The 21,905-nt window shown below is 45.9% G+C and carries 17 protein-coding genes and 2 pseudogenes; 3 read left to right on the plus strand and 16 right to left on the minus strand.

Annotated features, from left to right (window positions below; all coding sequences use genetic code 11):
* Window positions 1–36 precede the first annotated feature (36 nt).
* From AC6EJC_RS18785 to AC6EJC_RS18815, 7 genes and pseudogenes are all read right to left on the minus strand, one after another.
* Window positions 37–915, minus strand: a complete 879-nt coding sequence (locus AC6EJC_RS18785) for a hypothetical protein (RefSeq protein WP_444955261.1) — start codon at window positions 913–915, stop codon at window positions 37–39.
* Window positions 916–1,119: 204 nt separating this feature from the next.
* Window positions 1,120–2,586: an Ig-like domain-containing protein gene (locus AC6EJC_RS18790; protein WP_444955262.1), complete on the minus strand. Its 1,467-nt coding sequence runs from the start codon at window positions 2,584–2,586 to the stop codon at window positions 1,120–1,122.
* A gap of 286 nt (window positions 2,587–2,872) precedes the next feature.
* Window positions 2,873–3,148: pseudogene (locus tag AC6EJC_RS18795) on the minus strand (hypothetical protein); the annotation flags it as partial.
* 33 nt (window positions 3,149–3,181) lie between these two features.
* Window positions 3,182–7,627 (minus strand): chromosome segregation ATPase, encoded by a 4,446-nt coding sequence (locus tag AC6EJC_RS18800; protein ID WP_444955263.1) that lies wholly within the window; start codon window positions 7,625–7,627, stop codon window positions 3,182–3,184.
* Window positions 7,628–7,630: 3 nt separating this feature from the next.
* Window positions 7,631–8,383 (minus strand): DUF6063 family protein, encoded by a 753-nt coding sequence (locus AC6EJC_RS18805; protein WP_444955264.1) that lies wholly within the window; start codon window positions 8,381–8,383, stop codon window positions 7,631–7,633.
* Complete coding sequence (locus AC6EJC_RS18810; RefSeq protein WP_444955265.1) at window positions 8,383–9,906, minus strand: replicative DNA helicase; 1,524 nt, start codon at window positions 9,904–9,906, stop codon at window positions 8,383–8,385. Before AC6EJC_RS18810 ends, AC6EJC_RS18805 begins: the two co-directional genes overlap by 1 nt.
* A complete protein-coding gene (locus AC6EJC_RS18815; protein WP_444955266.1) occupies window positions 9,897–10,940 on the minus strand; it encodes a Wadjet anti-phage system protein JetD domain-containing protein in 1,044 nt (347 codons plus the stop codon). Before AC6EJC_RS18815 ends, AC6EJC_RS18810 begins: the two co-directional genes overlap by 10 nt.
* A 190-nt stretch (window positions 10,941–11,130) precedes the next feature.
* Here AC6EJC_RS18815 and AC6EJC_RS18820 point away from each other — a divergent pair, with 190 nt between their 5' ends.
* A complete protein-coding gene (locus AC6EJC_RS18820) occupies window positions 11,131–11,619 on the plus strand; it encodes a hypothetical protein (protein ID WP_444955267.1) in 489 nt (162 codons plus the stop codon).
* A 158-nt stretch (window positions 11,620–11,777) separates the two neighbouring features.
* Here AC6EJC_RS18820 and AC6EJC_RS18825 read toward each other — a convergent pair whose 3' ends face one another.
* Genes AC6EJC_RS18825 through AC6EJC_RS18835 form a run of 3 tightly spaced genes read right to left on the minus strand, consistent with a single transcriptional unit; the run spans window position 11,778 to window position 13,814 of the window.
* The gene (locus tag AC6EJC_RS18825) at window positions 11,778–12,608 is read right to left on the minus strand and encodes a siderophore biosynthesis protein (RefSeq protein WP_444955268.1); all 831 of its coding nucleotides are present in this window, start codon (window positions 12,606–12,608) and stop codon (window positions 11,778–11,780) included.
* A 12-nt stretch (window positions 12,609–12,620) separates the two neighbouring features.
* Complete coding sequence (locus tag AC6EJC_RS18830; protein ID WP_444955269.1) at window positions 12,621–13,073, minus strand: AAA family ATPase; 453 nt, start codon at window positions 13,071–13,073, stop codon at window positions 12,621–12,623.
* A 3-nt stretch (window positions 13,074–13,076) separates the two neighbouring features.
* Entirely contained in the window at window positions 13,077–13,814 is a 738-nt protein-coding gene (locus tag AC6EJC_RS18835; RefSeq protein ID WP_444955270.1) for a tRNA(His) guanylyltransferase Thg1 family protein, read from the minus strand.
* A gap of 246 nt (window positions 13,815–14,060) precedes the next feature.
* Between AC6EJC_RS18835 and AC6EJC_RS18840 the strand changes: the two are divergent.
* A pseudogene (locus AC6EJC_RS18840) lies at window positions 14,061–14,488 on the plus strand (DUF4395 domain-containing protein).
* 111 nt (window positions 14,489–14,599) lie between these two features.
* Here the strand turns inward: AC6EJC_RS18840 and AC6EJC_RS18845 are convergent.
* Both AC6EJC_RS18845 and AC6EJC_RS18850 read right to left on the minus strand, forming a co-directional pair.
* Entirely contained in the window at window positions 14,600–14,947 is a 348-nt protein-coding gene (locus AC6EJC_RS18845; protein WP_444955271.1) for a Na-translocating system protein MpsC family protein, read from the minus strand.
* A gap of 365 nt (window positions 14,948–15,312) precedes the next feature.
* Window positions 15,313–15,741, minus strand: coding sequence for a MarR family winged helix-turn-helix transcriptional regulator (locus tag AC6EJC_RS18850; protein ID WP_444955272.1), 429 nt, complete (start codon window positions 15,739–15,741; stop codon window positions 15,313–15,315).
* Between the two features lie 157 nt (window positions 15,742–15,898).
* On the opposite strand from AC6EJC_RS18850, the gene AC6EJC_RS18855 reads away from it, so the two are divergent.
* Window positions 15,899–17,209: an amidohydrolase family protein gene (locus AC6EJC_RS18855; protein WP_444955273.1), complete on the plus strand. Its 1,311-nt coding sequence runs from the start codon at window positions 15,899–15,901 to the stop codon at window positions 17,207–17,209.
* Between the two features lie 207 nt (window positions 17,210–17,416).
* Here AC6EJC_RS18855 and AC6EJC_RS18860 read toward each other — a convergent pair whose 3' ends face one another.
* The 4 genes from AC6EJC_RS18860 to AC6EJC_RS18875 all read right to left on the minus strand — a co-directional run bounded on the left by AC6EJC_RS18860 (window position 17,417) and on the right by AC6EJC_RS18875 (window position 21,886).
* Window positions 17,417–18,952: a right-handed parallel beta-helix repeat-containing protein gene (locus tag AC6EJC_RS18860; protein WP_444955274.1), complete on the minus strand. Its 1,536-nt coding sequence runs from the start codon at window positions 18,950–18,952 to the stop codon at window positions 17,417–17,419.
* Window positions 18,953–19,175: 223 nt separating this feature from the next.
* Complete coding sequence (gene modB, locus AC6EJC_RS18865) at window positions 19,176–19,841, minus strand: molybdate ABC transporter permease subunit (RefSeq protein WP_444955275.1); 666 nt, start codon at window positions 19,839–19,841, stop codon at window positions 19,176–19,178.
* A gap of 27 nt (window positions 19,842–19,868) precedes the next feature.
* Window positions 19,869–20,690 carry a molybdate ABC transporter substrate-binding protein gene (gene modA / locus AC6EJC_RS18870; protein ID WP_444955276.1) on the minus strand — a complete coding sequence of 274 codons (822 nt, stop codon included), beginning with the start codon at window positions 20,688–20,690 and terminating at the stop codon, window positions 19,869–19,871.
* 116 nt (window positions 20,691–20,806) lie between these two features.
* Window positions 20,807–21,886, minus strand: a complete 1,080-nt coding sequence (locus tag AC6EJC_RS18875; protein WP_444955277.1) for a thiazole biosynthesis adenylyltransferase ThiF — start codon at window positions 21,884–21,886, stop codon at window positions 20,807–20,809.
* Between the last annotated feature and the right edge of the window lie 19 nt (window positions 21,887–21,905).

Below are 21,905 nucleotides of genomic sequence, written 5' to 3' on the forward strand. Positions count from 1 at the left end.
CTTAAACTCCTCATCTCGGATAAAGCTTTGAAAGATTTAATGAACCTGAACGCCCAGGTTCCGAAAAAATCCTCGCATATTCTGAATGTAAGAATCCTGAGTAGCGGAAGATTCCTTAAGAAGATTCTGCACACTGTTCATAAATGCGGAAGCTGATGTCGTATCAGCTTTGTCAAACCGATTCTTTAACTGTACGTTATTCAGCAACTCTCCAGTCTGTCCCGTACGTTCCTTGTATTTCTCAATCCAATTGGGGTTTTGAGGCATCTTTTGGGCAAAATTTATGAGCTGGCTTAGTCCATTCCCTCCACCCTTAATGTCATTAATGAACGCAGTATATTTTTGAGGATCCACCTGCTTCATCACTTCCGACAGTTTAACGTAATCCTCAGGGGCACCTAGTGGACGGTCTACTGGAGTCGTGTAGCTAATATCTCCGGTCTGGGGATCAATGGACCGTGTCAAAGCAATAGCAGCTATCTGATCCATCGTTTCCAGAAATTCTTTGGCCTTATCGCCTTCCATATAACGGTCTGCAATATACTTGGATTGGGAAACTCCCATCTCAAGCAATACGCTTCGCTGGCTCTCATCCGTTACCGTACCGTTGACGATAAAATTAGATTCAATCATACTGCACACTGCATTGGACACTTCTTCTGGCTGACCTTCCAAAACTCGATTTAATGATTCGTTAATCTGTGTTGTACCGAAATACTTGGCAGTCTGTGACACAATAGCTCCTTCGGCCAGCTGTCTGCCGGTTTCACTAATCTCCACGGAGTCTTGAACAACGAATCTGGAGAGCTTTTCTTCATGAAGCTGGGGTGATGCGACTTGCTTGGCTACCGGATTTATCCGTAGATTACTAGAGTTAAGAACTGCTTGCTGCGCTCTAAGAGGCCCAAAGTTCATCCTATTTCCTCCTGTCATTTTGTAACAGGCAATCTAAGGCGTATGTATAACGTAATGTGACCCTGTTTATATATATATCGGACAAAGCATATATGGAATGAATATATGCTTTGTCCTAAAAATGAACAAATATTGAAGTGTACTGCTTTTTCACCAAATGTAAAATATTAAGTTACCGTGGTGAGTGCTTTAGGAATCTGACAATCAACCACCATAAATACTGTAAGCAAAGTGATATACAACATCTGTGTCTATTATTGAAGTACCTGTCACCTGAGCAGCTACCCCTGAAAGATCAAAATAGTGTGTGAAACTGATTGCTCCAGACAGATATTCCGCAATACTTCCAGTTGAAGGTGGCAGGGAAACGGTGACACTAAAGGCTCCATTCTGATCCGTATATGCAGTACCTGTACGAGTGCGATTTCCACTGCTTTCGGTCCAGTTCTGATTCAACCATGTCACGTCAACAGGAGCATTTGCAACTGGATAATTATCAGTTGTAGTAACCACACCCTTCACAGTAAAACTGCTGCTTCCATTAACTCGATAATGGCGCCCATAAGAGTAGGTTGGGTAGTCATTAGGCCCATTTTTAGAAGAGTCGTAACCGGTAATTACAATTTTCCCAGCCCGAAGTACCGGTTTAAGTGTGAGTGCATATAAATGGTCAGCTGAAAACTGATTTGTTGTGTACACTCGCACATAGTAGGTTCCCGTATTCAAAGAAACATTGTGATTGGTTTGCGGCAGAAGCACCATTTGGTTTCCACTAAGAGCTCCGTAAACTTCCGCTTTGTAACCGTAGCTTTCCGAGGTGCTGTCCAGCTTGACATTCAACGCATCATAATTGCGGCTCGCAGGAATTGTGATTTGATACCAGTCGTTATCAATTCCTGAATGAATGGAGCGTGAGTTAAGGGAAGAGCCACCCGTACTAAAGGTAAAGTTGTAGGCATGAAAAGCACTCTCATCTGGCTCATATGCATCGTAGCTGGAACTTGTATCGACAGTTAGATAGAAAGGATCATTAATGCTAGATCCCTTCTTGGCATGTACTGCAATCGCATAAGCTTTTTCAGATCCGATAGCGTTGCGGGTTCCTACGTTCTCAGGAAGTGATGCAGATCCCTGTTCATAATTGTTAAAATAAGTACCGTAGGTGGAAGCGTCAATGGCATTGGGATTGAGGTCACCTGTCGTCATATCAAATTCGTACAAGTATAAGTCGTAGTCAAGCTGTGCTGAAAATGGACCATCCAACTGAGCCTGCAACAATTCGCCAGGTTGCAAATAGACCGGATATAAAAACTGCGTACCTCCCTCTTCCGTAATCGTACCGGAATACGTAGCAGAGGAAGCTGTGGCTGCCGTTGGACTTGCTTTCAGCGAAGGAACGGTTTCCTTTTTCAATGAGAATGTCTCTGGTGCTTTGAAATTGATATTTTCCTTCATGGTATAAACTGAAGATGTAATACCTTCGGGCTTGTCCGCTCGCGTTAGATGCTTAATTACATCTTCATTATACGTTGTTAGATGAATATTGGACTCCGCCTTAACCGCTTGATCCGATGCACCCTCTGTGCCTTGGCTCGCGTTTGCAGTCATCCCAAAAGCAAACAGGAGCATCGTACTTAGCATAACTGCAATAGCCTTTCTGAACCTCTTCATACTGAAATCCCCTCTCAAATGGTTTAAGGAATTCCCGCTGTTCCCTGAGAACCAGGGCAACTTCTAGGCTGTTGGCTCTATCATAAAACATTTTTGGTTCTAATGGAATATACTGTGCCAAATATTTTTATTTGTAATTTGTGATATCAAGACTATTTGCGTATGTAGTAATGTGATGTGGCTGAATCCAAAAACATAAAGAGTCGCCTTTTCGAAAATGGAAAGAGGCAGCAAGCCATTCCGAAAAAGGCGACTCTCATGCATTACTCTACATTACAAAGATGAATTAATTTCTAATACTGTAAGCAAAAAGATATATAATATCCGTTGTGCTAATCGAGGTTCCATCGACTTGAGCAGCTACCCCAGTAAGATCATAATAATGTGTAGAACTAATTTCACTCAAGTAATCCACATTTTTTCCTGTCGATTGTGGAAGAGAAAGTGTGACACTAAAGGCCCCATTCGCGTTCGTATAAGTGGAGGCCGTTCTGGTACGGTTACCACTGCTTTCGCTCCAGTTCTTATCCAGCCAAACGATAGTGACAGGTGCATTCGCAACCAGTGAGCACATGTGCGCTTGGAGTTCCAGCGTCTAAAACAGTTCGATCTGGCTCACCCTGGCACCCATTCGCTCCAGCGTATCCGGGTCGTTATCACGGAAATAGGCGGCCTGGATTTGTTGGGATGCATGTACGATCTGCTTGGAGGAATCCGCTGCATGTCTTAAGCGGCAGCTATAGACGATTGGAAAATAGTCCTGCAAAAACTTCCCTTCCATATGCGCAGTCAGTGCAATCATTTGGAAGCCCAGTTGCTCTGCGATAAAGAATACAGGGCTCAGCACGTGATCGCTGGAAGCTTTACCGAATGGATTATCCAGAATAACGGTACGATGCCGTTTCATTTTGGATTGAATATACTGTTTTCGCTCTGCCACATAATTGAGCAATCCCAGGAACAATGTCATATTTTTGCTCCATTTTTCCCCACCGGACCAGCGGTTCGATTGTTCCCACGAGTACGCAGCCCGTGTAACCTGCTGATCGTTGGTCACTTTATGGCAGCTAACTTTCATCCCTTCACCTGCCAAAATAATTTGCAGCAACTGCCGGGAGTCCAGCCATTTGTCCAGCTCCTTGCGAATGGTGGCCTGTTGCTCCTGCCAACTTCCGAGCTCTGGACGGGCCGCATATTGATCCAGCTTGGTAATAATCCACTCCATATGCTTACGAAGCCGCTCCTTGCCCTCTTGTTCCTCCCAGCCCGGAATGATGAAACTGTATATCTCTTTCCAGCCATCCTCTGTTTTCACACGGGTTTTCTTTGGAATTTCCTTGAGTTCCTGCATAATAAGCTTCAAATGGGTATGGATTCGCTGGATGTACTCCTGTAAGTCCTGATCCAGCGTTTGAAGCGTTTGCTCCCCCAGATGGATAACCATTTGAATCCGCTGCTCCATAGAGCTTTGAAAGTCTCGAATTTCCTGATACCGTTCCTTCGTCTCAATACCTTGAATCGTCATTTGGCGCAACTTGACATCCTTGACCTCTTTAGCGCAAAAATCCTTGAATTGGTTCCGGGCCGCCATAACCTGCTTCTGCTCGACTGTTAACCGTTCGTATTGCTCACTTAATCGGTGAATACATTGTTCCGTATAATGTCGGCGTTTGTAGCCAAACTCCGTTTGCTGATCCGTTCCCAGAACAGCAGCAAACAACCTCACATCCTCCAACGCATGAACGAGCAAATGCTTGTTCCACAAGTCAAGCGCCTGGTCCAATTCTTGCTGCTGCACATGTAATTGTTGCTGCCGTTGCTGTAACTGCTTGCTCTCAAGCTGTAGTGCCGTCTCCTCTTCCTCCAAACGCGCCTCCACATTACGCTGTGATTCCTGAAACCTCTCCGGCTCCTCGCCCGGAAATTGATCCACAAACTGCCGCGACAAGGTAGCAATTTCACTCGTGCGGGATTGCAGTTCCTTTTCTATGGCCATCTGCTCCTGCTTCACCCTGTTTACTTGCTCACGGCCATCCACAATGTCTGTCCAGGCATTTTGTTTACGTACCTCTATCTCCAAAGGAAGGAGCAAATCAGCGTCCAGTTCTGGATGCTGGATCAGCAAACTTTTCATCGTCCCGGTACAGTCCCTTTCACTCTCCTTCTCACGGGAAAGATTCGTCTCCAACTGCGTACGTGCCTGAAAAATACGCTGTCTCTCCCAATCAAGACCCTTGCGTGTTTCCTTTAATTCCTCAATCGTTCCAGCGGATGGCAGAGCCGCAAAAGATTGTACCTCAGCATATGGCTCGTCCTGACGCAACAACTGCGCCTGCATCCGAACATCCCGCACATCCTCGGTCAAACGAACACACTCCGCCTGCTTTTGCTTACTGCGAATAGTCTCTCGCTCCAGTTGGCGGCGCAACAATTCAAGCTGTTGTCGCACCGGAATATGCTCCTGCTCCAGCTTGTCTACTTCTCCATGCAGACGCATGTACAACTGACCCTCCCGTAACCACAAGCCCAGTTGTACCATACGCATACTCATCTCGGACTCTACTTTTCGCCGCGAATCCTCCCTTTTCCGGTTCACCTGCAAGTCATGCTCCAGCCGTTCCAGCTCCCGAGTACGCTCGGATAGCCTGGCTTGTGCTCCCAGTCGTTTTTGTTCCAGCTCCTGCTGCACGACTAACGGGTACTTATCCACGAAAACAGTGAACCTCTGCTGCATAGACTGCCAACTGACAATGTCCGATTCTACCTGTTCCCGTTCGCTTTTTACGAGGTTAGCCTGTTGCGTCAATTCTGCTTTCCACAGTGCAAACTGCTCAGGTCGCTCATTGCCCAGCCAGTGTCCCGGCACAACCCACAAGTCGCCGGAGCCCTCTGCTTGCCGTTGTCCTTGCAGGGTGTGCGCTGCCTCCTGAGCACTTAACACACGAATCGGAAAAGCAAAGCTGCCACTCGCCTGTTGAAGCTTTTGCCATAATGCTGCTTTTTCATGTTCTGTCGTAATCAGCGTAACCGCCCACAGTCGATCAGCAGTGTGTTCCTGGCTTACAGTTCCGGCGTCCACACTTTGCACATACTCCATACCCGACTGCAATAGCGAAAACTGGTGACTCCATTGTTCGCAAAACTTGCCTACTTCCACATCTGCAAAAAACTGTACTTGATCACCGTGATCATCCACAAAACGATAAGCCAGTCGCTCCTTGAGCAGCAGCTTTTGCTTCTGCTGACGCAAGCGCTCCAGCACTTCCTCGATCTGCTTCATGACCGAAGCCTGCTTCTCATGCAGGGAGCCTAGCCGTTCCCAGGATGGACGCAGCTTGACCAGTTCGAGCTTTATCTCCTCGTGTTCGTTATGCCAGCGCTTCTCCTGTTCTTGCAATCGGGCCAACTCACGCTCCGTTTCTGCCCGCTCCTCGCCAGCTTCCCTGCGCCTGTGCTGCATCTCCTCGCGTTCCTCATTCAGCCGTTTCAGCTCCTGCAGCAATCCAATCCGTTCCCGCTCCAAGCGCTGCTCTTCCTCGGTCCAGATGGGAATTTGCAGTTCTACCTTTTCCAAATGCGGATTTGCCAAAATAGAACGGGCAATGTGTGCCATCTGCTCCCGTTTGCCGCGCTGATTTTCTTCATTCCGCAAAAGCAGCTTCTCCCTGTCCGCTAACTCGCGCTCCAGTTCCCGCCGCTTCGCATCCATGGCTTCTATAAGCTTGGACAGTTCTTGCAGAAGCTGCTCCTTCTCCGTCTGACGCTGCACCAACGTCTGCTCTTTTACAGCAAATGCATGTTTCAGCTGTGCCCCGTTCCGCTCCCAACGCTCCTGAAGTCCCTGCTCATCCTCGGAATAAGAGAGCCTGCCTAATTGCTCCTCCAACTGTTTGATTCTGGCCAAAACCTGCTGTTGCTTTTCCCGACTCTCTGCGTATTGCAGTGAATAAAATTGTTTTTCCGCTGCACGCAACTGATCTTCCGCTCGTTCCAAATCCTCACCTATCAGCTGTGAACGGGTTTCCCAAGCTCCTATTTCCTGTTGACGCCGAAAAATTTCAAGCGACTTGCCTTTCTTCATTTGCACATTCCTGCGATTGCGCCATGCCTCTTCTTGTGAAAGTAGGTTATTTTTCTCCAATGCAAGCTCTGCACCTTGCTCCAATGACAACAGCCAATAAGCCTTGGCTTCCGCACGACTTCCCTCATAGCCCTGCTGGACATCATCCCATCGTTCACATCGTTTTACGTACTGACCCAGCTCCTGCAAAATCCGTTTGTTTTCCTCAATCTGTTCCTTTAGCTCCTTATATCTTTTAAAGCCTTCGCGATGCGTCTCGAACATTTTAACGAATACATTCTGCTCATAGCCTTCGATGGATCGCTCGACCCTTGGAATCAGCAAGCGATCGAATAACTGAGTCGTCGTTTTGCATTCATCAAAAAATTTTTCAATGCCACCCTCCGTATCATTAATCTGGACGATCGCTTCCCACTCACCAATAATAATTTGAAACTGATTTTCCAGATATTCTTTATATTTCGTAATCGTAGAGAACGTTTGCGCCTGTAGTGGAAAGCGCTGCTCCATAGAAGCATAATAATCCTGCATCTCCCCTTTATCTGCCGGGCGCAGTTTATCCAGATGTGAGCGAACAAAAGGAATCTGATCCAGACCATGCTCATCGTGCTCCCCGTACTCATACACATAGCGAAACGAATCAATCCCATTTCCAGACTGAAACAGGCTAATGCAGGTTACGGCATATCTGCGTCGCGGCTTATCATTCAGAATCCATTCCACCGCAATATGCGCTGGACCGTTTTCCAGCTGTAGCGTATCCTTCAGCTTGCGTCCTGCCAAATCCGTATGAGGAAGCACTGCCTGAAGCGCCATCTGGATAAAGACCGTTTTCCCACCCCCATTTTCCAGTACAATCCCTCCATTGTGACCATGAAATTCAAATGTCTCATTGTTGTAGCGTTTATTTCCATTCTCATAGATAACATGCGTGAACCGGATTTTGGAAATCGTCGGCATTCGCTACTCCTCCTTGGTCTTTTCGGCGTTTTTTCGATCTTCCTCAAATTGATACAAAAACTGGAGAATACCGCGGTTATGCTGCAACTCCATAAAATACCGCTGCACGACGATTTTCGCTCTTTCCGTCAATACCAGCTCGTCCTCCCCGATCTCATCCGCAAGCTGCTGATCCAGCAGAAACCGACGAACCGTATTCATAAAGCTGAACCTGCTGATCGTATTGCCGCTTTGCTTTTTCGCCGTTTCCTTAATGTCGTCCATCGCATCCCATTTCTCCATAATGGCCGACCAATTATAAGAAAACTCCTTTTCATACTTCCTCAATTGCTCTGGATCATGCTCCTTGAGTCCCTCTATGCGCTCCTGTACCAGCCCCAGCCATTCATCCATAGGCAAAAAATCCCGCGTCGGCTCCACACTTTGATAACTGTCATAAAAAGCGCCGACAAAAACAATGACCGCTACATACAGCAAATACAAGTCCGCATTAACCGCCTTGGTATGTAAATACGTTTTTTTCAAATACTCATTAGATACATGAAAAGGAGACAACCGCACCAGCGGGATCAGTAGTAATTGATCCCCCGCCGTCATCGCCAGGCAATCCACTTCTCTTGCAAACTGATCGATAAGCCCTCGTACCTCATCATCGGCCAAATATAGCTGCAATCCTTCCCGTTCCACCACACCGCGCTGAGCCAGTTCAGCATACAGCCGGAACGCCTTTAGCACTGTCTCATTATCGTAACGCATTATATCGAATCTCCCCATAGCAGCTTCATTTCCTGAATCGCATAACGATCATTAATCTGTAAAATAGGTGCTTCCTCTATAACGATAAGCGTGCGGTTGCCCAGTAGCACAAGCGCCTCCTCCATTCCAGTCAACGGTGTTTCTCCATCCATCTGTGAGGCATGAGAGCGAAGTGGGCTACGCTGATGTAAAATAAGCCAAAAATCGTAGAACACGCGCTGCTCCAACCGCTGTGATTTTACATGATGCCGCTTATATTCCTCAACTACATCCGACAGACGAACAAGAGGCTGATGCCCCCATACGTCCAGTACATCCTGCATCAGCTCGGCGAACCGTTTGCCCCTTTGTTGAACAAATTCATCCAGCGCATGTGGGTCACCCGTTTCCAAAAAAGCTTCCTCACGGTTACCTTCTTCTCCATCTCCCGCAATGTTTTGCTCGGCGAATACCGTTAAGGGCGACCAGCTCATGGTCTGCTCCAGCCCTATAAACGGTGAAAGCACACCCCTAAGCGCATCTAAAGGCAAGGGGGAACCAAAAATAAGACTAGCCACATCCTGATCGAGATTAAAAGAATCCATTCCCGTGTAGTAGAGTGATTCCTTCGCCGCCTGCAATGCGCCTGTCTTCAGCTCCATACTTCGTTGAAGCAGCATCGTATGCTCACCGTGTACCTTTTCCAATTCCCCGGAAATACGCAAAATGTACTCATACGCCTGTTGCTGCCTCTGTTGCAATGTATCCGAATAAATCCGATCCTTCGTCTCCTTGACAAAATCGCGTAGCTCCTCAAACTCCTCATGCTCACGTTGTAGTCGGGAATAAATATCGTCCAGTAGCCCGCTGTATTTTTTAAGCGTTTCCTCCGAAACAATGCTCCGCTTAATCTCATGCGCCAGCTTGGTCATGCGCTCCTGCAAGGATTCCACATCGACCCGCATCTCGTTAATTTGGCGTAAAGCGCCCTGAAATTCTCCCTTCTCCAGCTGCTTGCGCAGGACAAGCTGATGGATCGAAAGCTGAAATTCCAGATAGAATTCCTTAGTCGCAAAAACCAGCTCCAGACCATCCTCGTCCAGCGCATAATACTGCGTATTCGTTTTCGTATCAAAGGCGCTCGCTTTCAAAATAGACGTAAACACGTGATCCTCTTTCCGAGTTTCCCAGTTATAAAAGGAAAAGGAACGTTTTTTTCCTGTCGCCGGGCGAAAGACCTGAATAATGGTACGTGCAAGCGCTATAAAACCTTCCATAGGAAGATGAAACCGATCTGCGGTCGCCTCCTGTAAAAAAGCGGCCAGCTCCTTCACGCCTGCACGCGGGTTGCGCATCAGCTTTTGTTCAAAAAAATATAATAGAGACAGCAGTCCCAGCTCCATCATATTGATGCTCACACCATCTACATCCGGTTCCCTTTTACGCTGGAGTTCAAAAAGTGCATCGAACAAAGCCACCTTGCTCATACGCTCGTGAAAACCCGCTACGATCTGACCCGTATCAAACGATTCATTCATTTCCATGCCACACTCCTCCAAATCTCCCGCAACTGCTGCGCTGACAAGGCCTCCTGCGGATAATAACAACCACCAGCCAGGCTCTGTTTCAGTCGTTTTCCATCCCTTTCTGATAAAAAAGCTACAAATGAGCGTAAAGCCTGATCATCTGCACGCTGATTGGTTTTACCCGGGGCGGCTTCTCTGTCCAGACAAGCGCTATAAAACGGTTCTGCCGGGATGATCTGTTCAGAATATCGCTTCGCCAAATCGTACCATATTTGTATTCCCTTAAGATCCAGATCACCAAAATAGTAAAACCGATGAGTCCTGTCACGTACAGGATATTGCTCAGGAAACATGCCAAAATTACCGACAATTTTATTGCCGCATCCATAAATCAGCGTGCAAAATCGGCTTTCGGATAAATACGGCAGCAAAGCCTGAAAAGTGGTTCGGTTTTCGACAATCAAGTGCAGACACGGATCGTTATGCGTATCCTTGGATAAACGCTTTGGATGAACTGCGAACATGACCGGATCGTAGCCAGAGTCAATCCGCAGCTTGTCCCATAGGCCAATTCGCTCAAGCAGCGCCCGACCCTTTTTCTCGGTTATCCACTTCTCGTCACCAACCAGTGCAAAGCTTCTTTCCGAAGCCGTGGCAGCTTCCAAGGGAAGACCATGCTCCTGCAAATAACGATGAATCCGTTGTAAATACGGCAAATCCTGCTCCAACATAGCTTCATCCTGTGCAAAATACCGATCTAATGAAATCAAAGGATGAAGCTCCAGTCGATATTGATGTAAACGTTGTTGAAGTGCTGATTTCATCAACGGCTTGTTGACTCGGTAGCGCAAGGCGAGAGAAGGTAGCTTCGCCCGTCGACCTGCTGACTTAACCGCATGGAGTACCCCCGACTCTTCCAGCGCTAATACCGCCCCGGCAAACTGTTCATACGTGATCTGCTTCCCTTCAAAGCATTGCTCCAGCTCCTCTGTCCAAATCATTGCACGCCGTACAGCCCGAATATATTCAGTCAGTTGATGTTGAATCTGCATCGCGATAAACTCCTGTTCCCAAAACAAGTATGTTGTAGATATAGGTCAATAAGCTTATTTCTGACACTATTTTACCACAATATCCCTTCCATTCTCTGATTAACACGATATAATAGAATTATATGGATAGTTCTTTTTGACTATAAATCACATCGAATTACCCATAACATACATAAAAAGGGGAATACAGATGAAAAAACTTAGCGTATTTATGTTGGTATTATGTTGCTTTTCCATTTTGGCAGCCTGCTCCACCGATCCGGTAAAAAAAGATTTAATTACGTATGTGAATGAGGGAATGCTTCCCTTGGGACAAGATGAAAAGGCAGTAACTGAAAAGTATGAAGCCGCGACCGGAGATAATTACACAGATGATCTAACACTATATAATACTTTAAATGATGAAATCATCCCGGAATACACCAAATTTGTCGATAAAGTAGAAGCTGTAAAGACGGAAACTCCTGAGGTAAGAGCCGTTCACGAAATCTACATCAAGGCCGTTAATACCCAAAATGAAGCCTTCATTAAGTTGGTAGATGCGCTGGATAAACAGGATCTGAACTTAGTCAATGAAAGTAACGCCAAGCTCAGCGAGGGTAGAAAGCTATTCAGAGATTTTGAAGAACAAGTCAAAACACTTGCCAAAGAGCATGATGTGGAGATGAATAAGAAATAAATAAAAAGCTCTCTTTATGGGAGTTTTTTGATTTACTTCAGGATTTTGCAAAATTCGATTCCAGTTGCTCCAAAGTGCAAGATATAGACGAACTAAACCATTTCGATCTATATCTTGTTCATTGGAAGTCGCTTATTAGATTTTTTGAAAATCCCCACTTATGAATATTCGAAGCAAATTACCGCTTTACTTAATTCTTGGTCGTAAAATAAATAGACGGTATCCGCCCCACACGCTTGAAAATAATATCCGGTAATGGAACCGATATAGGTAAAAGTCTCACCATTGGGACGTTTAGGCACATGAAGCAGATTGGTGTGCTCGAACTGGAGCATTTCTTCCAAAGATTCATCATATTCCTCTATATAGCTTTGGGCCTCGTCAGACTGAAATGCAATATCATCCAAAATACCATTGACTTCGGGAAAGCTCAGTCCCCAACCGCTGGATTGCTTTTCCTCAAAATCGCGGGTGAGTTCCTCTACGGACTCTTTTGCATCCCCAAAAGAAGAATATGGATAGATTTTATTGTTTTTCAAGAAGAACGCTTTGCGAGCTTGATAGTCTTGTTCATTAGCTATGTACGCATGTTCCAGTTCACCCAGTGACATGACTTCTCTTTTCATTCGTAGGTAAGCTTTATCTCCAGCCGATTTGAGCGTTTCATAGGTAGCTTCCAATTGCTCTTTCTGATGAAGGCTAAAATAATTCCAGTCCGCTTCGAATTTGTATTTGCCGTCAATTACATCAAATCCTAACATATCTTCTTTCGTAAATGAGGTGTGAAATGGCTTGGTATTTTCACCTACACTGCCCTCATGTATTTCCTTGACGGAAACAAAATGAAGCCACTCGTCCTGCTCCGGGAATAAGAATTGAAGATTAATTGAGCAAATCGGCAAAAAGTGCTTCCGATAATGTTCAAGATCACCAGCAAATACGTCCTCATATGCTGGAAAACGTTTGATAAATGTCTCTGGTATGTTCATAGATTGCTCCTCCTAAATTGTATGGTTCTCCGGCAGCTTTTCGATCCGAAACGTTCCTTCACTGGAAATTACGCTGTAAAGTTCATCAAACCCTTCTTCGTAGCTTGGAATTTCCAGTTTACTCATTACACTTTTAATACCGATCTCAGGAATATGCTCTTTGCCTGTTCGCTCCTCATTACGCTTAATAGATTCTGCAAAATCGGGTTCAAAATAGTAGCCAATAATTTTAAACCCCTTATTTTTACAAGCATCTATATATTTCTTCCGCTCCACGACTGTGGGATTTGTATTGTCCACTACAAAGCGCTGCATTGTTTCGATGGAAGCTTGAAGGTAAATATTTTCCCTATTCCGTGTTTTAAGCATATCAAGGTTTATGCGCATATGTGTTTTAAAGAAATGTTCTTTATAAAATGTCGACTTACCGGAAGCCTGGATTCCTATAAAAATGACACACTCCAAATCTCACACTTCCTTGTCCAAGTATACATATTGGTTAATATAATCTCTATTCTGTGAAAAAACCGGCGTCTCATGATCAACATCCCACTTGCTTCTGACGGCTTCACCTTTGTTATACTGTTGTTTGGTAATGCAAATTCCCCGCTTTTGCCAGACCGGAAGGTCGTTCCAGTTCAGCCCTTTTTCCACAAAAAGCTTGTCTTGTAGCTGATTTCCGTTCAATCCTTCTAGTTCTGAATGTCTGAAATGGGCTTGAGCTACCATAGAAATGCTGTTTTTAGTAGCATCTTGTTGTCTCCATAGAAAGTAGTTTGTAACCTCATCGTGGGGCAAAACCCATGCTCTTGCATCAAAAGTGGCTAAAGGCTTATCCGGGTAAACTTTTTGGATTTCCTCATTAAATTTGGCTGTAGCCAGAGAAGCAGATATGGACACCATCTTTTGAAGATTATTTTCAAACCAGGATTGCGTCGTTAATTTGTCATAATTCGTAAGAAGCAGAGAGATTTCATCGCTCTGATGATACACCAGTTTACATCCCATAATGTTATAGGCCAGATATTTACATGTCTCCCATAATGCAAAAATTAGTTTCTCATCAAAAGGTTTCGTCATCCCACGTGTAAAGGTATGAAAATGAGCACCATCGATTCTGATGATTAGGGGTAAACGGCGTGGCAGGCTTAATCTATAGGCATTTTCATATTCTTTCATTCTATTTCCAAAATCATCTTTTTTCATAAACTATGTAGGTTCCTTTCCTGATCCGTGATTCACGTATGGAGTAAAACAATGTCTATCTTCCCCAATAGACGTGTATAAGAATTGTAACAATTGGCTTATACATCGCTAGGAATTAAAAAAGACAAGAGGACCTTAGCAGATGGACTGCAGGGCCCTCCGTCTTCCAAGGTATCTATTCCTCATGGGTTAGGCTATAATAATTTCAACTATTTATTTTATTCCGATATGAAAAGGATGATATATATGAGTCAAATTCCACCTTCGATTCCACGTCCGTTGGTCAGGGCTAATCAATGGGTAATTGTTTGTCCGTAGTTTTTGCTTGGATTACAGGGGAATATGGAGCGCTAGCTATTCCTCTTATCGCGGGGTTGCTCGGCGTCCTTTTTAACTTCAACCCGGTGATGCGGATGGCCAAGCTGTTTTTAAAGAAAAGCCCCTCCTCGTATGTACAGGAGGACCGGGGACAGCAAAGGTTTAATCAGCTTCTTGCCGTCTTTTTTCTGCTGGTCGCTTTGGTAGGATTTATGCTCCAGTGGAGTATTGTCGCTTATGTCTTCTCGGCCATGGTCCTAGTGGCAGCATTGGTGGCTATACTCGGTTTTTGCATAGGATGTTTTATTCTCTACCAATGGTCCCAATATCAATATCGAAGAAGAAAACACGTATAAACAGAAAAAGACTTCTATTCATTCCAATCATAAATACGTCACTGTTAATTAAATCGAAGGTGCAGCCGAACTCTCCAACAATATGGATATTATATCGGTTCCACCTTCATTTTATTTTGCAGTAATATTATCCTCAAATACAAAAACGGAGATAGCAATATCTTCTTCCACTTTAATATCTGAAAAGAGATGCAGCAGCCGGGAATCCATATAATCCTCCAGTTCTTTATTGAACTGTGTAGGATATATCTTTTGAACCATTTTGGTTCGGGCTGCATGCACCATCTCTTTCCCGGATTCTTCTTGCGCCAGGAACTTTTCGGATGGAGTTAAATTACCATACAGCATCGTGATGGCCATGTTATCTACAAAGGTCGTATGTATGCGTTCTGGGCCTTTTCCAAATAGCTCTTTTCGTACTTTTCGAATAATTTCGTTAAAACCCGTTTCCTTTCTCATATCGCACCGCTCTCCTAAATCTACTAAAATCCCTGTTACTATTTCCATCATAACCGATTCCTATCATATAAAACAGAGAGTAATCGAAAGTGATTTGGGGAACATGCTCTAGTTGCCTATTTTGGGTATTAATAAAAAAGACTGTAGACGAATAATAAAGTTTTAGACTGGAGTGTTTAATATGACCGTTTTATTTGAGAAGGAAAATCGTTAGCCAAAATAAAATGGGTATTAGACTCACCTTTAAATATAATAGCGGCAGACTATGACTTGAAAAATAAAGTCTTAGACTACCGCTGTTTATATTTGTACTAATGTTGCTCGTTAGCTGAATGGGCGCTTGTAGTAGAAGATTTTATCCGCCATTATAAGCGTTCATTAATTTTGATCAACATTTCCTTTAAGATTTGCTTCTCCTCTTCGGTAAGGACTTGAACGATTTCGTCCTCCACCTTTTGGAAGGAATCACTAAAGGCTTCAATCAATTCAATGGCTTTTGGCAAAACATAAATATTTTTTTGCCGTTCATTATTGGCTGGGATTTTGCGCTCGATGAACCCTTTTTGCTCAAGACCTTGAAGCATGCTTGTAATGCTGGCTCCACGCAGATGAAACCGATCGGCAAGATCCTTCTGAATTAAATCTTTTTCTTGATTCTCGTAGATATAGCTAATTATTTTTCCTTGTTGAGCATTTAACCCCAACTCTTTTATGCTCTCGTCCGCTCTTTTCTTTAACTTAAGGCCGATAATCTGAAACAAATCCAGATAAGCCGTATCCTTTCGGGGTTTCATGACCGTACCTCCTCGAATTGTTAGAAGTCTAACTGTCAGTAAAAAAACTATATAGAGTTCTAACCTGATTGTCAAATAAAAATTAGTTTATTGACAGTTAGTTTTCTAACAGTTAAAATCCGAATTTTTTCACACTGAATGCTAAGGAGGAAGCGACATGAAGAATGTAACTCAAAGCTCTACGTTAGAAAAAGTTACGGCGATTACGAATGTACGTATTTTCGATGGAGAAAAAGTTATTAAGTCCAGAAATGTTATCATCCATGGGGAAACTATTATTGCGGTGGGCGGAGACCTTCCGGCGCATGCAACGATCATCGATGGAGAAAATGCGACATTATTGCCCGGCCTGATTGATGCGCATGTTCATACTTCAATCGGTGGATTACGAGATGCTTTAAAATTCGGCGTTACGACAGAGCTCGAAATGAACGGCGATTTTACGGAAAGAGGACGCGAGATCCAGTTGAAAAATGCGAATGACGTCGCTGAAGTCCGTTCTGCTGGCACAGCGATCACCGCTCCGGGTGGTCATCCGGATGAATTATTTCCGCATGGGGATGAAATACCTGAGTTCGTATTAAAGGAATTGGAGAAGTTATCGGAGGAAGACCGGAAAGCTATGCTAGCCGCTTACGCTCACGATCACGAAAAAGTGCCCCAAGTGACGACTGTGGAAGAAGCGATCAAACATGTGCATACCCAAGTGGAGAATGGTGCCGACTATATTAAGATCATGATTGAAGAAGGGACGGTCATGGGTGCCCCTGGACTGCCTGTTTTAAGCGACGAGATTCTAAAAGTAGCCGTGGCAGAAGCTCATAAGTTCGATAAAATCGTCATAGCCCACGTCTTGACGGCTCATTCTTCGCAAACCGCCATCGATATTGGAGTCGACGGATTGGGACACTTGTTTATGGACAGACCCGAATTCACATCCGAGTTGGTAAAATCCATAGCGGATTCAGGCGCATTTGTTACACCGTGCTTGGTATTGAACTCATCCATTCTTGGGAATTCGGCATCAGAATTGGCGAATGATCCGCGTGTTTATTCGAAATTAAGTCCGGAATGGATCGATATTTTGAACTCTAGCTTCAATACTTTCCCACAAGGCAATATGGAGAATAGCTTTAAAAATGTGATGGATCTTCACCATGCCGGTGTGGATATTCTGGTCGGGACGGATGTCGCCCCCGTTCCTGTTCCGAATCTTGGCGGCCTTGCTCATGGAGCCAGCGTCCATCATGAAATGCAGTTGCTGGTTACGGCAGGGTTCACTCCGATAGAAGCGCTTCAGTCGGCTACCGCGAAACCGGCCCGTTGCTTTGGGCTCAACGATCGGGGCCGTATTGCCGAAGGTGCGCTCGCTGACCTTATACTAGTAAACGGTGATCCGACAACCAACATCTCGGATACCTTGTCGATCAAATCCGTGTGGTTCAAAGGTGTGCAACAACTATGTTAATCAGCCGATATCCCCGTACAATGTCGCCAGAGCGATTGCATACGTTATCAACGAACCAGACGATGTCAGTGTAATCGACATAATTATCCGGCCGCCCTCACAAACCATATAAAAATCCGGTATTTTTGATTCTGTGCGAGGAACATTGTAAAAAGTGCGCACCGCATGGTTTCGGTACGCACTTTTTTTTATCGTTGAATATGAGGCTTATTCGTAGGCACCGATGTTCACAGCGGCTCCCTGTACTCTGGACTTCCCGTCAATATCCAGCGTTCCAATGATGGCACGGTCCGTGTTCCCGGCATCGATCGCCGGTGACGAAGACTGCAAATGGAAGTCGCCGTTCGCGGCATTCACGAATTTAGGATCGGCAAACAGAGAATGCGTATCGTTATTGGTTCCCTTTTTATAAGCGGAGAAACCCGTATATTCTTTATTTTTCCAGATCCAGTTGGCTTCCGAGCTGCCGCTCGGAGCAAAATATAAATTATAATCCACAATATTGCCGGAATTTTTGGTGTATCCATTGGAGATCAGCACATCCGTGGAGCTGGCCACGAAAATATTGTTTTTGATGACGTTGTTTCGCATATCGTACTGAACCAAAAGTTGGCCGCTTCCATCGTCAAACGTATCGTTCTTGTATAGCGTATTGTTCACGATCTTGCAGTTTACCGTTGAGCCGCGCTCCTCATTGTAACCGCCCATGGCAATGCCAGTCAGCCGGTTGTTATATATCACGTTGCTGCGGACCGTAATATTGCTGGTGGCTTTGCCGGCATGCTCGGAGGCAATTTCGACGCCGATGTCGTTGTTGTAGCTGTAGTTCTGCTCGATAATGCTGTCCTTGCCTCCATCCACATAAATGCCGCCGGCCGAGTTATCATCGCTCTTGTAAGATGGGTTATTTTGAACAGAATTATTGTACACCCGGTTGCCCTTCACCAGCCCGTTTCGCGCCTGATCGTAAGCGGTATTCGACGCAGTTCCCTCAAAGCCGATCAGATCGATCCCGATGTTGTCATTATCGTGAATGAGGTTGTCGGTCACCGCAAAGCCGTCCACGTTGCCGTTTAAAACGAGCGATTCGCTGGAGCCCAGCACGAGATTGTACAGCTCATTGCCGCTGATCGTAAGATCGTGAATCGAAGCCGGAGCTTTCGTGCCATAAACAGCGATGCCGTGAGCGTCCCTGCCCAGCCGATCTTTGCCGGTCGGGGTGACCGTGTTTTTGATGTCATGGATTTTGTTGTTGGACAGATTAATGAAGCTGCCCGAACCATGGACATAAATACCTACAGGCACCGCGTTCTTGGAAGCAGTGGTAAAATTGCGGATTACGAACCCCTGAACGGTAACGTAATTGACATCGACCAGTTCGATCAGCCCTTCGTTCCCGCTGACCAAAAGTCCGGTGCCGTCAATGATGGCGGTCTCCGTCCCATAGTTGGTGAACACAATGGGACCCTGCGAAACGGAGCCAGAGCGGGTGATCTTCAGTTTTTGATTGTACACGCCGCCCCGGACGTAAACCGTGCTGCCCGCAGGAGCCACGTCGGCCGCGTGCTGCAGCGTCTTCCACGGCGCGTCGCTCGTTCCAGCATTGGAGTCGCTGCCGCTCGTGGCCACATAATATTCTGTACCGGCCGCGGAAGCGGCGGAGGGCTGCACATTTCCGACCGCCAGACCAAGCCCCAAAACCATGGCTAAACCTCCCAGGAAAATTTTCCCGAATTTCTTCATGGTTCCCCATCTCCATTTGTCTATTTTTGTAAATTATACCACAAATTAACTGAATCTGTTCCGCTTGCAAACGGAGTACAGCCTCGACCGTCCGTGAGCCTCCAGGGCCTCCAACGCCAAGAGTTGGAGAGTGAATGAAGAAGTCTAAGAGTTTATTTTCTCAAGATTAATAAAACACAGCCTGCCCTATCGGCAGACTGCGCATGTTCTTACTCCAAACGGACTAATCCTTTACCAGTCGATTTGAAAGCATCAACATGATAAAAGAGAATAAAATGATGACGGCTACCCAGCTCCAAGAGAGTGTCATATTTCCGACCTCGGATGCGGTATAAATCGCAGTAGGCAGGGTTTGAGTTTGTTCAGGAATATTACCTGCAAGCATCAACGTAGCGCCAAATTCTCCTAACCCTCGGGCAAATCCGAGAATGTATCCTGAGATGAGCGGACGGTAGGTCAGTGGCATTGTAATGTAGCGAAACACTTGCCATTCGTTGGCACCTTGCACACGTGCAATCTGCTCCACCTCGGGATCCACGGCTTCAAAGCCTGCTTTGATCGTCCGGTAAGCCAATGGAAAAGCAACAACTACAGCAGCCACCACCGCAGCTCCCCACGTAAATACAATCGTCTGCTGGAACAGGCTTTCGAAGGCTGTGCCGATCCAGCTTTTCCTTCCCAGCAAGATGAGCAAAATAAAGCCGACAACAGTGGGAGGCAAAACGAGCGGAAGAAGTAAGACTGTCTCGATCACGCTGGTTCCCCTCCGCAGCTTGCAGTTCGCCATCATCCGAGCTACCACAGTAGCTAATAGAAAAACAAAGATGCTGGCGACGACAGCGACTTTAACAGATACGATAACCGGAGGAAGAAAAGCTGACCAATCCAACGGGACCCCCTCCTTTATCTGTGAATTCTATTTTCCAGTCATTACTGTAGGAGCTGAAAATCCATCTTTACTGAACACGCTCATGGCTTCATCTGTCCGCAGAAAATCAAGGAACTCGCCTGCTTCCTGGCTGTGTTTGGTTGCTTTTACAATGCCTTCAGGATACAGGATGGGTGCATGCAATTCCTCGGGTACTTCCAGTGCTATGACCGTTTTATCGGATGATTTGGCATCCGTCAGATAGACGAGTCCTGCATCGGCGTTGCCTGTTTCAACATAGTTTAATACCTGTCTTACGTCCTTGGCGAATACCATCTTGGGTTCCAGCTTGTCCCATAGTCCGGCCTTCGTCAGCGATTCTTTGGAATACTGTCCGGCGGGAACGGTAGCAGGCTCCCCAACGGCTACTTTCAGGAAAGAAGGACCCATCAGATCATTGAGTGTAATGCTTTTGTTATCTGTGCTTTTCGCCTTATCTTGCGGAACAACCACAACCAGTTTATTTTGAAGCAGTACGTTATCCTTTTCCACCAATGAAGCATCGGTTAATGCCTTCATTTGCTTCATACCTGCCGAAATAAATACGTCAGCGGGTGCGCCTTGCTCAATTTGTTTTTGCAATGTACCGGATGAAGCGTAGTTAAAGGTAAGTTTGATATCTGGGTGCTGTTTCTCATACTGGTCCTTGAGCGTATTGAGGCTATCTTGAAGACTCGCAGCGGCAGATACGATCAGTTCCGTTTTGGGTGCAGACTGTGCCGTATTTACAGCAGCCGGAGACGAGCAGCCAGCCAGTACCCATGCCAACAATCCAACGAACGTGAATATGTACCCGAATTTCTTTTTCAACTTGTTCTTCCCCTGTCCTATAAATTCCGAAATGAGATAACGAAAATATGGTAGCTAAATAAGGTAACGAAAATATAGTAACGATGTACATCTCATAACGGTCCTAATCTATTGGGTCAACCCAAATATTTGTGATAAATAGATCTAGCCTCAGCGATATCCTTTGTGCCGTGAATCAGAACGCGTCCATCCTGAAAAAGAACCAGCCGATGCGCACCAACAACAACGGATACTAGATATGGATTATGCTCTACTTTGCCTCCCTGACGGGATAACAGGCGCGCCGCTTCGTTCAGATCGCGTACAGCACCCGAAGCTGGCCGAATTTGAACCGTATCGCGTCCGCACAGTACAGCCGTTTTAGCCTGATGCTCCGATTGTAAAAAAGGATACACCGGATGCTCACCACACGTCGGGCAATCGGCTTTCTTCATGGCGCTTATATGGATCGCCTGGTGCTGATTGTTCCACAGATCGAAGGAAATCAGCTTGCCCTGTAAGGCTGAATCGTCCCCTGTGAGCAGCTTCAATGCTTCGGCGCTTTGGTAAGCCGCCACCATCTGTACAGCCGGGCTAATCACACCGACCGTATCACAGGTCGCACCGCCGAGCGGTACGGTTCCGAGCAGGCAATGCAAGCACGGTGTCTGTCCCGGCACGATGGTAAAGGTCGTCCCGTAACTGCCTACACACGCCCCGTAAATCCAGGGGATTTGGTGCTTGACCGCGTAATCGTTGATCAGCAGACGTGTATCAAAGTTGTCGGTGGCATCTACGATGAGGTCCACCCCTGCTGCGATATCGCCGATTTCCTCCAGCGATACGTCCCGGACTAGCGCACAGATGTCCACGTCCGAATTGACTTGCTGCAATCGCTTCTGAGCGGCCACCGCCTTGGGCATCTGATCACGGGCATCCGCTTCATCATAGAGCTGCTGGCGTTGTAGGTTGCTCCAATCTACATAATCACGGTCTACCAACGTCAGCCGTCCAATGCCCGCTCGCACCAGCATGTCCGCATTGGCAGTACCCAGTGCCCCAGCACCTACCATTAACACATGCTTGCTGCGGATATTTTGCTGTCCTGTTGGCCCGATTTTACCGAATAACTCCTGTCTTGAATATCGGGCATGAGACGCGTGCGTGTGTGCTCCTACATCGGCATCCGTTTTCTGGTCCTTCTTCATTTCAGACATCGTTGATTTACGCCCCCAT

This window comes from Paenibacillus sp. TY11 (assembly GCF_059772165.1).